An 11,270-nucleotide genomic window follows, 5' to 3' on the forward strand; every position below is an offset into this window, starting at 1 on the left:
CACTGTGAGAGGCAAACATTTATACATTCTAATCCTTCATAAGCGCCTGGGCTGCTTCCTTGCCTTGCCTTATGCAATCTGGAAGTCCTACGCCGTCAAATGCCGCGCCCGTAATCCAAACACCTGGCAGCTGCTGAGCAAACCTGGCCCTAAGCCTCTTCATATTCTCGACATGCCCGACCGGATATTGCGGCATTGACCGATGCAATCTTGTAATTTCGGCAAACAGCGGCTCTGCTGTAATTCCCATCGTTTCCTGGATATCTCTGCGAACCGCTTTAATGAGCTCTTCATCCGGCAAGCTTACGCTTTCTTCGTCGCCCGAACGGCCGACATAACAGCGCAGCAGCACCTTATCAGCTGGACTCGCGTGCAGCCATTTGCTTGAGGTCCAGGTGCAGGCCGTAATATGCAGCCCTTCCGAGCGCGGAACGACAAAGCCCGACCCGTCAAAATCAAGCCCGAACGTCGCCTTGTCAAACGCCAAGACTACATTAGCGACAGATACATAGTTAATGGCACGCAGCTCTTGGCAATCCGCTAGCGGCTCAAGCAAATCAGCGGCATTATAGGCCGGCGCCGTCATCACAATCCGATCAGCGAGAAGCCTTTCGCCGCTCTCAAGCACGACTTCATAACGCGCGTTTTCTTCTCCGCAATTCCTTTCCTCAACCGCGCCTTCAGCCAATGCTCGTTGCTGTTCGTTCCGGGCTTCGCTGCCAGAAACGGCGGTTCGGTGAATCGCTGTAACCTTTGTGCCGAGACGTCGGTCAACTCCGCTCAAAGCTTCATCGAGCGCGTTCACCAGCGTCGACAGACCGCCCTTAAACGTAAGAAAGGTACCGCCTTTCGCAACTGCCGGCAGCGAGCCTGCTGCCGCGCTCGCCTTGCGGTTATGCTGCATGCCGCGGATAAGGCTGCCGTGCTTTCGCTCAGCAGCCGCAAAGTGCGGAAAAGTCGCCTGCAGGCTCAGTTTCTTCAAATCCCCCGCATAAATGCCGGCAAGCAGCGGCTCTGCTATCCGTCTCATCACAGTCGTCCCGACCCGACGTTCGAGAAAGCCGCCTAACGACTCATCCTCCTGCCCCTTGCGCGAAGGCAATACCAAATCAAGCAGCGCCCGCAGCTTGCCGCCCCAAGATAACAGGCTCGTCTTCATGAAAGGAGCGATCTCGGTCGGGATGCCCAGCACCAAGCCCGGAGGCATCGGATGAAGCTTCCGCTGATGCAAAATATATGTTTTCTTTGCAGCCGGATTCGTCGGCGTTAAGTCGTCTTCCAGACCCAGCTCCGACGCCAAGTCAATGATAGCCAGCTTACGCGCCAGAAACGAATCCGGCCCCTTCTCGATGACGAAGCCATCGCGATGCAGCGTATTAATTTTTCCGCCAAAGGCAGGAGCGCCGTCAATGATGGTCATTTCAAGCTCCTTGCCCTGCCGCTCCGCTTCCCGCTGCAAATAAAAAGCGGAGCTCAGTCCGCTGATCCCCCCGCCAATAATGACAATTCGATCAGGCTTACCGATTCTCCGCATCTCATTCATTCCTTCCCTTGGCCTTCCCAGGCCTCCATGACCGATTCCGCCAGTGCTTCCATATATAATGGATCGCGATTAAGCATCGCAATGCGATCCAGTGTCATATCAAGCTGTTTCGCTGCTGCCTGCGCTTCGATATCGAGGTCATACAGCACCTCCAAATGATCGGACACAAATCCAACAGGCGCAACCAGCACCCCCTTGACACCTTCCTCCGCAAGCATCGGCAGCGTCTCCAGAATGTCCGGGCCGAGCCAAGGCTCTCTCGTCCGTCCAGCGCTTTGCCAGGTAAACTGCCAATCCTTCACATTAGCGGCCTTCGCGACCGCAGCCGATGTTTCCAACAGCTGCTGCTCATACGGATCGCCAACCTCACGAATCTTAACCGGAAGACTGTGGGCGCTGAAGAGCACCTTTACTCTTTCTTCGCCGTCTGTAGCCGCAGCCAACCGGTTCAGGCCATCCTGCACACGGTCAGTCAACGCCTTAAGCAGCTTAGGATGCAGATGGTACTGTTTTACAAATGACATTTCAATGCCAAGCTCTGCCGCTTTCTCCTGCGCGCGCTTGATATAGCTGCCCACGCTCATCGTTGAAAAGTGCGGCGCAAGCACGATGCCGACAGCCTGCGTAATGCCATCCTGCGCCATCGCCTCTACACCGTCTTCTATATAAGGCCTCGCATGCTTCAAGCCCTGATAACAAACAAACTGGCCCGGTGCAAGCTGCTCCAGCTTATCCTGCAAGCCGGCTACCTGTCCATCCGTATTCTCTCTTAACGGGAAAACGCCGCCTACGATCGCCTCATACCGCCCCTTTAGCTCTGCAAGGAGCTCAGGCGTCGGCGCATTTCCGCGACGAATATGAGTGTAATAAGCTTCGACATCGTCCATAGACTCCGGCGTTCCATAAGACATGACCAGTACGCCGATTATTTTCTCATGATGCTCAGACATGACTTGCCTCCTTCCAGCCGCGCTCGGCGATCGCCTTCGCTGAATACGAATGTACGAAAGCGGTAAGCTCCGTCAGCTTCTCTAATGATGCTTCAGGGAATAATCCATGACCCAGATTAAATATAAAGCCCGGCTCGTCAATTCCGCTATCAATAATATCCTTAGCATACGATTCTATAACACTGATCGGAGCAGTAAGAATAGTCGGGTCCAGATTTCCCTGCACCGCAAATCCGCCGCCCAGTCTCCGTCTGCCCTCAGCAATCGACACGCGCCAATCGAGTCCAATTACGTCTGCTTTTACGCTGTGCAGCTCTGGCAGCAGTTCTCCCGAGCTTACACCTGGAAAATATATTTTGGGCTGCGGCAGATCTGACAGCTCTGAGAAAATGCGTTCGATCGTCGGCAATACAAATTGACGGAAATCGGCCGGCGTCAATGCGCCTACCCAGCTGTCGAACAGCTGAAACGCTTTGCCGCCTGCCGCAATATGCGCGCGCAAATAAGTGACCACCATGTCGCCCAGCTTGCGCATTAGCTCATGCCATAGCTTTGGCTCGCTGTACATCATTTCTTTCGTCCGCAAATAGTTTTTGGATGGTCGTCCTTCAATTAAATAGCTGGCAATCGTAAAGGGCGCGCCAGCGAATGTAATGAGAGGAACCTCCAGCTCGCGATCCAGTATGCGGATGGTCTCAAGCACATGACTGAGATCGCCTTCTACGTCAATCGGCTTCAGGCGCTCCACATCAGCCGCATCTCGAATAGGATTATGAATGACAGGCCCAATGTTAGCGACGATGTCGAAATCGATTCCGATCGAAGCGACCGGATTCATAATATCCGAGTACAAAATAGCAGCATCAACGCCTAGCTTGCGAACCGGCATCATCGTAACCTCTGCCGCAAGCTCCGGCTGCTTGCATATTTCAAGCAAGGAGTATTTTTCTTTTATTTTGCGATAATCAGGGTCGTACCGTCCTGCCTGTCGCATGTACCATACAGGTATCTGATCTAGCTGTTCCTTCTGGCAAGCCCGTATGAAACGGTCGTTATAAGACATTCCCGTTCCCCATTTCTATGTATTTTCCTATGCTTCCATTATGCCCTTTTTCCCTCTACCTAACAACCGTCACTAATCGACTTCCTATGACAATAGTATGACAATCAACCAGCTCTTGCATGAAGAAGGGATGAAAAATATATCTAAAAGAACGAGCATACTCGGCCAATATTGCCTTCGTATGCCCGCACTCTTGCTTTTGCTGTCTCCACTCCTAATGTATCATTGTTCAGCGGCTGTCGGGAAAACTGGGTTTTCAAGCAGATAGGCATAGCTTGAGTCAAAATAACCGGTGAATGAGATTTCCGCGGCTACTGTTCCGCTTACCGCCATGCTGTAACGGACCGAATCGATAACAATAAGCCGGGGAAGATTCTGTACTTGAACGAGCCAGCTTCGAATTTGATCGTAGCTGCCTTGTACAATGACCTGCGCCTTTATTTCCTTCACGTCCGGATAAAGCGGCTCGGTGCCGCCTACTAGAGCTTGAATTTGGTTGCTGTCCGAAATGCTGAAGGACATGCTGCTAAGCTTTGTCTGGCTGCTTTGAGCGATTTCCTTCATACTTACAACGAGCTGCTCGGAATTATCCCATAGCGGCAGAGCGGCTTGCAGCTCATCGGACAGGAGTCCTTTTTCTATCTTATTGCCTAAAGCTCTTTCTATTAAATGAGCTTGATCTCTTAGTCCGGCTACTTCATCTTTTTTCTCACTTAATTGATTGAAAGAGGGCTGCAGCAGCGCGAAATAAACGACAAGCAGAACAAGAAACATTCCGATGACGGCAAGGAAAGGGAGCGAATGGCTTTTGCTTTTATCCATTAGACAACGCACCTTCTTCCTGCGGCAGTTCTTCTGTTTTCGCCGCCTGCTCATTTTTCCACTTCATCTGAAACCGCGCGGTCCACTCCGCGTCTGTACCGGAAAACCCTTGCAGCAGCGCTCCGCCTGAAAAAGGCATAATGCGCAGTTCATGCAAATAGTCCGCGATATGCTGCATATCCGAAAACTTAACGATAAGAGCAACAGCTCCAGGCTTGCTGTATTCCACCGTCTGGATAACCGCTCCGGGTGGAAGCTTGTCGTACAAATAATCGAAAACAAAGACAGCATCCTGCCGATTCTCGATGATGCTTTTAATGACCGACTCCGGATCTGTAGCCGTCTTGTTTTGCTGATTCAAGCTAACGAGCTGCTCCTCAAGCGCTGCATTGCTTTCCATTAACGCCTGCGCTGCCAGCTCCTGTTTTGTTATTTTGGACTGACTGTTCGTGTAGAGAAAAATTATTGCAATGAAGCAAAGCAGCCATACCCCCCCTGCAATTAGCAGCTGTGCCGAAAGCAGCTGCTTGCTTATTACCCTCTCCGGCAGTAAATTAATTTCCTTCGATTTGCTTTCTCTGATTGCTAAGCCGAATGGTATGCGGAACTCGTCTTCATTAACGTCGTTTTTGCTGCCGGAGCCCGAGCCGAAATCAAACGTATCCACCTGCATGTCCGGATGCAATAATCGAAACTCCGAGATGAACTGATCTCTGCCTTTTATATTGCCCGTTACCGTTGTATGAGTAATCCGGGACTGTCCTTCGTGGATGCTGTATTGATAAAAATTTAACAGGCGCGAAACTTCGGCATTCATGCTTGCAATCAGCTCGGGCGACAAACCTTCCTCATCTATCGTAAGCTGCTCGTACTCGTTCATGACCCTCATGAATACCGGATATCCGTTGTGGAACATATAAACTTCAGTATTCGACTTATCTAAATTTATAAGCATTGCGCTTGTAAGCGGAGCAGGCCGTTCTTCTTGCATTGCTCTGGCTAAAGCTGAGGAGGCCAGCTCCGAATGCCTTACCTTTAGCCCTGCGCTCTCCAACACTTCGACACATTGCAAAATCCATTTTTGCGGAGAAGCAAATATGAGCACATCATAATACCCGTCTTTTGCGCTGACATTGATATAGTCGTACACAGGGTTTTCGAACGGCAGATGAAGCGTGGTCTCTACTTCAAGCTCGACTAATTGCTTTAGCTCCTTCGGGTTGGAGGCTTCGATTTGCAGCTTGCGTATGATCACCTGTGAAGTAGGAACCGACAAAGTAACCGCCGTGCCTATCAGCTTCTCTTGCTTGACCCACTGCTTCAGCCTGCTGCTAAGCTCGTCTACAGCAGTGAAATGATCGTCCTCGATCCAACCGGCTTCGAAGGGCATATATCCGTAGCTTTCCATTTCCCATGTCTTCTTTTTCTTTGCCCTAGCGTAACGAACCCCCGTATGATCTACCGTCAATCCAATATGATCGGCCCTTGCAAACATTCATCATCACACCCTGCTAATTGAATAAGGATAAATATAGCGGTATCCACTCCGCACCGTAGGCGAAGGCCAATATTGCGCCAAAAGCTAAAAACGGTCCGAAGGGAATAGGCTGCTTTCTTTGCACAATTCCAAATAACAACAGTGCCCCTCCGACTAATGTGCCTGTCAGAAATGCAAGTAAAAAAGCCAATATTAAATTTGGAAATCCTATAACCCAGCCAAGCAGCGCAAACAGCTTCACATCACCCATGCCCATGCCGCCTCGGGAAACAACTACGACTAATAACAATAAACCGCCGCCCAGCAAAGCTCCCCACATATGCTGCCAAATAGAGCCAATCGGAAAAATAATACGAAGAACGATGAATAGCGGTACAAAGGCAAGCAGAACCCGGTCAGGAATAAGCATATATTTCAAATCGGAAACAGTAATGATGACAGCCAAGCTGATAAGCAGCAGTCCAATCCATGTCTCCCACGTATATCCGAAGGTCAGATACATCCATAAAAATAAAAAGCCTGAAGCCAGCTCTCCAAGCGGGTACATCGAAGAAACAGGAGCGCTGCAATGTCTGCATCTCGCTCTCGACAGCAGCCAGCTAACGACAGGAATCAAATCTCTTGCTTTCAAACGATTGCCGCATTGCGCGCATTGCGACGGCGGGCTCACAATCGATTTTTTCACCGGTACCCGCAGTCCAACAACATTAAAGAAGGAGCCTAAAATAAGGCCTAATATAAAAAGGTAGATGGAGATAAACAGGTTCATAGTTGTTCTCTTTCATGTAAACATATTATTTCTTTATAGCTGATGCTGAGAGAATAATGTTATTCAAAATTAGTCATTATTCTCCCCGATGTATTAATCTTGTTTATTCTTGACCACCTGTCAGAACATCGGCAGCTGCATAATATTTGCTAGTATCAGTCGAAGCACCCTCAGCTACTTCATCCTCAGTACCTGTAGTAAGGGTAACCGATACTAAAGCACCAGTTACATTAAAAGTAACTGTGCCTCCTGTAATAGGGGCCTTGGTACTCGGCAATAGAATACCTTGTTCCAGATAGCCTTTGCCTACTAAACCATCAGTTTCATTTCCAACAACAGGAATCTTTTTGTCTGCAAAATCACCCGCTTGCTCAGCAGTAACATATAAACGAGCTGCATTATACACCTGACGAGCCGTAGCAACATCAGCATCTTCTTTCGTGTTATCTATGATATTGCCTACCAATGGAACCGCGATAACCGCGATGACAGATAAAATGACGATAACAGCCAATAGCTCGATTAATGTAAAACCTTTTTGTTCTTTCTTGAGACGTTTTAAAACCATTTGCATTGTAATTCCTCCTAAAAACAAATTATATATGAATAGCGGCGGTTAGATGATCTTAATCACAACATCTTCGCTTATCCAACGGTTGAATACAGGCTGAACATCGGCAGCATGATCGCCATGACGATCAATCCCACAATGCCAGCCAAAAACACAATTAATAGCGGCTCAATTAACGCTTTCAGACGATCCACCGTATTGTCGACGTCCATCTCGTAAAAATCAGCCACCTTGGAGAGCATCTGATCAAGTGCTCCTGTTTCTTCTCCGACCGCGATCATCTGCGTAACCAGCGGCGGGAATACCCATGAGCGCTTGAGCGGGTCGGACAAAGGAGTGCCCTGCCGCAGCGAATCACCTGATTTGCGAATGACTTCGCCGATCACCTTATTGCCGACAACCTCTTCCACAATGGAAAGCGACTGCAGCACCGGTACCGAGCTCGCGTACAACGATGACAGCGTCCGCGTCATTTGCGCGATTGCTCCCTTTTGCAGCAGCTTGCCGAAAATCGGAATTTTCAGCTTTGCATAATCGATCATATAGCTGCCTCGCTTCGACCGCTTGGTCATCTGAAAAGCAAGCAAAATGGCAATAACCGTTAACAGCCAAATGTACCATTGGTTAGAAATGCTGTTGCTTAGCGATAATACGACCTGCGTAATGAACGGCAGCTCGGCATCGAAGGATTCGAACATTGTCACGAACTGCGGTACGACACCCTGAAGCAAATAGATGACGGCGGCAATCGCCATAATGCCAACCACGATTGGATAGGTCATGGCAGACTTGATTTTCTCCTTCGTCGTGTGTGCTTTTTCGAAAAACACGGCGAGTCTGTCAAGCGTGCCCTCCAAATCACCGGTCTCTTCTCCCGCGCGTACCATACTGATGAACATCGGCGGAAAAATTTTCTTATGCTCCTGGGCAGCCTGAGAGAAAGGGATTCCGCGAAGAAGCGAGGAATTGACATCAATCAGCGCTTTTTTTAATGGCTTGCTTTCCGTCTGCTCCGACAGAATAGCCGTCGATTCGACGATCGTTACTCCGGCGCGAATAAGCGTAGCGAACTGCCTGCAAAATATAATAAAATGAATACCTTTCACAGGATTTCCAATGTAAATATCGGCGGATAGCCATGAATTTCGAAGCTCGCTAACAGACAATACCGTTAACCCTCGCTTGCGGAGCTCCTCCACGGCCGACGATTTGTCCATACTGGACAGCTTTCCTTTTATGATCCGGCCGTTTTTGCTCCTGACTTGATACATATACTGCGGCATTATTAACCTCCTTCCGCCATATAGGATCTCGCCAATGCCGGATCGATCGTACTCTTTTGCAATAGCTCCTTGATCGACATGTCCAGCGTATGCATGCCTAAAGCGCGGCTCGTCTGCATCACGCTGCGAATTTGGTGCACCTTCTCGGTACGGATCAAATTGGCGACCGCTGGTGTATTAACCAAAATTTCGGTAGCGGCGACTCTTCCCTGCCCGTCCGTCTTCGGAAGCAGCCTTTGCGAAATAATGGTAACGAGCACGGCGGCAAGCTGCGCTCTTATCTGTGCCTGCTGCGTACCGGGGAATGCGTCTATAATGCGGTCGATCGTCTGAGGCGCGTCGGTCGTATGCAGCGTTGCCAACACGAGATGCCCTGTCTCGGCAGCCGTAACAGCAGCCGAGATCGTTTCAAGATCCCGCATCTCTCCGACGAGAATAACATCAGGATCCTGCCTTAAAGCAGCGCGCAGACCATTCGCGAAGCTGCGGGTATCGCTTCCCACCTCACGCTGGTCAATGATCGATGACTCGCTCTTATGCACATACTCAATCGGATCCTCAAGCGTGATAATATGCTTCTTCTGCGTTTGGTTCATAAAACCGATAAGGGCAGCTAAGGTTGATGATTTTCCGCTTCCGGTCGGTCCCGTTACAAGAATCAGTCCTTGCGGCTTGTCCGCGAGCGACGCGATCGCCGCAGGCAGATGCAGCAGCTCAAGCGTTGGAATCTCAGCCGGAATCATTCTGGCCGCAAGGCTGACGTTTCCTTGCTGCCGGTAAATATTAATCCGATAACGGGAATGGCTTGAAATCGCATAAGAGAAATCAATCTCCCCGACTTCCTGGAAATTCCTCTTTTGTTCACCATCCAACAGAGACAGTGCCATTTCGGCAGCCTCTTCTGCAAGCACTGGCTCGAACGCCATTCGTACAAGGCTTCCATTAATGCGCAATGATGGCGCTGAACCGACCGAAATATGAAGATCGGATGCTTTCTGTTCGAAAGCCTGCTTAAGCAAGCTTATTATTTTATCGTTTGCTGACATGTTTATACCCTCGCTTAATGCACGATCGTCTCGCGCAGCACTTCCTGCAGCGTCGTCATTCCGCGCGTCACCTTCTCCAGGCCGTCGTCCATCAAATGAATCATACCTTGCTTCGATGCTGCTGCACGTAATTGCTGAACAGTTGCCCCGTTTGAAATGAGCTCGCGCATCTCATCATCAATGTACAGCACCTCATGAATCGCTACCCTGCCGCGGTACCCCGTATTATTACAGCTTCCGCAGCCCTGGCCGCGAAACAGCCTGTTCGTTTCCACAAAGCGGTTTTTCAGAAAGATCCGTTCCTGATCCAGAACATCATACTGCTCTCTGCAATCGGGGCAAATCCGCCGCACCAGACGCTGCGCAACGACACCCAAAAGCGAGGAGGCAATTAAATATGGCTCGATTCCCATATCGCGGAATCTGGTAATCGTACTGACGGAATCATTCGTATGTAAGGTAGAAAGCACTAAGTGACCTGTCAAAGAAGCACGAATCGCGATTTCAGCCGTTTCAGTATCGCGTATTTCACCTACCATAACCACGTTCGGATCTTGACGGAGAATCGATCTTAAGCCAGCGGCAAAAGAAAGTCCGATATTCGGGTTGACATGCACCTGGTTGATGCCTTCCAGCTGATATTCAACCGGATCTTCTATCGTAATAATGTTCGAATCCTCTTGATTGAGATGCTGAAGTCCCGAATACAACGTAGTCGTTTTGCCGCTCCCTGTAGGCCCGGTAATAAGCAGTATCCCATAAGGCTTGTCGATCATGTCCTTAAACAACTGCAAATTGTGCCGGCTAAAGCCTAATTGATCGATCGCCTTCACGCCCGTACTGAGGTCCAGTACCCGGAGTACGATCTTTTCCCCATGAATGGTCGGCAGTGAAGACACGCGAATGTCTACTGCCTTGAAATCAACCTTCATTTTGATCCGTCCATCCTGCGGCAATCTTCGCTCTGCGATGTTAAGTTTAGCCATAATTTTGAGTCTTGCCGTTATAAAGCCCTGCATTTGCTTCGGAACTGTTCTCTCCGTTCTGAGCAACCCGTCAATGCGGTAACGAATGGAAACATTCATCTCGCCAGGGTCGACATGAATATCGGACGCCCTAAGCTGAACCGCTTGCTGAATCATTTGATTGACCAGCCTGACAACGGGCGAATCTTCATCCATGATTTCCGTTTCACTAATCTCATCCGTATTCGAAAGATCGACCAGCATTTGGTTCATGGAATCCTGCAAGCCATAATGACGGGTAATGGCCCGCTGCAGCTCGTCTCTGCTGGAAATTGCCGGTTCGATCCGGAAGCCCGTGCTCATGCGCAGCTCTTCGATCGCAAAGTAATCAAGCGGATCCGCCATCGCGACCATGAGCTTGCCGCCCTCTTTCTGCAGCGGTATCGCTTGGTAACGTCTGGCCAAACTTTCCGGAATAATTTGGGTAATCGCCGGATCGATTTGAAATTTATACAGACTGACGTGAGGAATGCCTAATTGAAACTCCAAAACTTCAATTAATTGCTGCTCAGTGATGTAGCCTTCTGATATAAGCAGGTCGCCAAGCTTTTGTTTAGTTTTACTTTGCTCCTTTAGCGCTTCTTGAAGCTGCTCCTTAGAGATTAGCAAACTCTCAACCAGTAAATCTCCCAATCTTTTTTTGATAACCGCCACAGCTTCACCTCCAATCTACAACCTTAGCAAAAAGTGATTCTTTAGT

General features: G+C 49.5%; 10 protein-coding genes. All 10 read right to left on the reverse strand.

Features of this window, described 5'->3' with window-relative positions; genetic code table 11:
• Window positions 1–28: 28 nt before the first annotated feature.
• The gene (gene hemG / locus ACO9K6_RS06760; RefSeq protein WP_424766777.1) at window positions 29–1,543 is read right to left on the reverse strand and encodes a protoporphyrinogen oxidase; all 1,515 of its coding nucleotides are present in this window, start codon (window positions 1,541–1,543) and stop codon (window positions 29–31) included.
• Complete coding sequence (gene hemH, locus ACO9K6_RS06765) at window positions 1,540–2,493, reverse strand: ferrochelatase (RefSeq protein WP_424766778.1); 954 nt, start codon at window positions 2,491–2,493, stop codon at window positions 1,540–1,542. The genes hemG and hemH overlap by 4 nt, the downstream gene beginning before the upstream one ends.
• Window positions 2,486–3,556, reverse strand: a complete 1,071-nt coding sequence (gene hemE / locus ACO9K6_RS06770) for a uroporphyrinogen decarboxylase (RefSeq protein WP_424766779.1) — start codon at window positions 3,554–3,556, stop codon at window positions 2,486–2,488. Before hemE ends, hemH begins: the two co-directional genes overlap by 8 nt.
• A 222-nt stretch (window positions 3,557–3,778) precedes the next feature.
• Window positions 3,779–4,378, reverse strand: coding sequence for a hypothetical protein (locus ACO9K6_RS06775; RefSeq protein WP_424766780.1), 600 nt, complete (start codon window positions 4,376–4,378; stop codon window positions 3,779–3,781).
• A complete protein-coding gene (pilM, locus tag ACO9K6_RS06780; protein ID WP_424766781.1) occupies window positions 4,371–5,873 on the reverse strand; it encodes a pilus assembly protein PilM in 1,503 nt (500 codons plus the stop codon). The genes ACO9K6_RS06775 and pilM overlap by 8 nt, the downstream gene beginning before the upstream one ends.
• Before the next feature lie 16 nt (window positions 5,874–5,889).
• On the reverse strand, window positions 5,890–6,645 hold the full coding sequence (locus ACO9K6_RS06785) for a prepilin peptidase (protein WP_424766782.1): 756 nt from the start codon (window positions 6,643–6,645) through the stop codon (window positions 5,890–5,892).
• Between the two features lie 103 nt (window positions 6,646–6,748).
• On the reverse strand, window positions 6,749–7,219 hold the full coding sequence (locus tag ACO9K6_RS06790; RefSeq protein WP_424766783.1) for a type II secretion system protein: 471 nt from the start codon (window positions 7,217–7,219) through the stop codon (window positions 6,749–6,751).
• A gap of 71 nt (window positions 7,220–7,290) precedes the next feature.
• Window positions 7,291–8,499 carry a type II secretion system F family protein gene (locus ACO9K6_RS06795; RefSeq protein WP_424766784.1) on the reverse strand — a complete coding sequence of 403 codons (1,209 nt, stop codon included), beginning with the start codon at window positions 8,497–8,499 and terminating at the stop codon, window positions 7,291–7,293.
• Window positions 8,500–8,501: 2 nt separating this feature from the next.
• Window positions 8,502–9,545: a type IV pilus twitching motility protein PilT gene (locus ACO9K6_RS06800; protein ID WP_424766785.1), complete on the reverse strand. Its 1,044-nt coding sequence runs from the start codon at window positions 9,543–9,545 to the stop codon at window positions 8,502–8,504.
• A gap of 14 nt (window positions 9,546–9,559) precedes the next feature.
• Window positions 9,560–11,224, reverse strand: coding sequence for a GspE/PulE family protein (locus ACO9K6_RS06805; protein ID WP_424766786.1), 1,665 nt, complete (start codon window positions 11,222–11,224; stop codon window positions 9,560–9,562).
• Between the last annotated feature and the right edge of the window lie 46 nt (window positions 11,225–11,270).

This window comes from Paenibacillus praedii (assembly GCF_049725345.1).
Lineage (GTDB): Bacteria > Bacillota > Bacilli > Paenibacillales > Paenibacillaceae > Pristimantibacillus.

Excerpts from the sequence above, each read along its gene's own strand:
- pilM (WP_424766781.1), bottom strand. The coding sequence starts at position 5,873 with ATGTTTGCAAGGGCCGATCATATTGGATTGACGGTAGATCATACGGGG.
- ACO9K6_RS06795 (WP_424766784.1), bottom strand. The coding sequence starts at position 8,499 with ATGCCGCAGTATATGTATCAAGTCAGGAGCAAAAACGGCCGGATCATA.
- ACO9K6_RS06785 (WP_424766782.1), bottom strand. The coding sequence starts at position 6,645 with ATGAACCTGTTTATCTCCATCTACCTTTTTATATTAGGCCTTATTTTA.
- ACO9K6_RS06775 (WP_424766780.1), bottom strand. The coding sequence starts at position 4,378 with ATGGATAAAAGCAAAAGCCATTCGCTCCCTTTCCTTGCCGTCATCGGA.
- hemG (WP_424766777.1), bottom strand. The coding sequence starts at position 1,543 with ATGAATGAGATGCGGAGAATCGGTAAGCCTGATCGAATTGTCATTATT.
- hemE (WP_424766779.1), bottom strand. The coding sequence starts at position 3,556 with ATGTCTTATAACGACCGTTTCATACGGGCTTGCCAGAAGGAACAGCTA.
- ACO9K6_RS06790 (WP_424766783.1), bottom strand. The coding sequence starts at position 7,219 with ATGCAAATGGTTTTAAAACGTCTCAAGAAAGAACAAAAAGGTTTTACA.
- hemH (WP_424766778.1), bottom strand. The coding sequence starts at position 2,493 with ATGTCTGAGCATCATGAGAAAATAATCGGCGTACTGGTCATGTCTTAT.
- ACO9K6_RS06800 (WP_424766785.1), bottom strand. The coding sequence starts at position 9,545 with ATGTCAGCAAACGATAAAATAATAAGCTTGCTTAAGCAGGCTTTCGAA.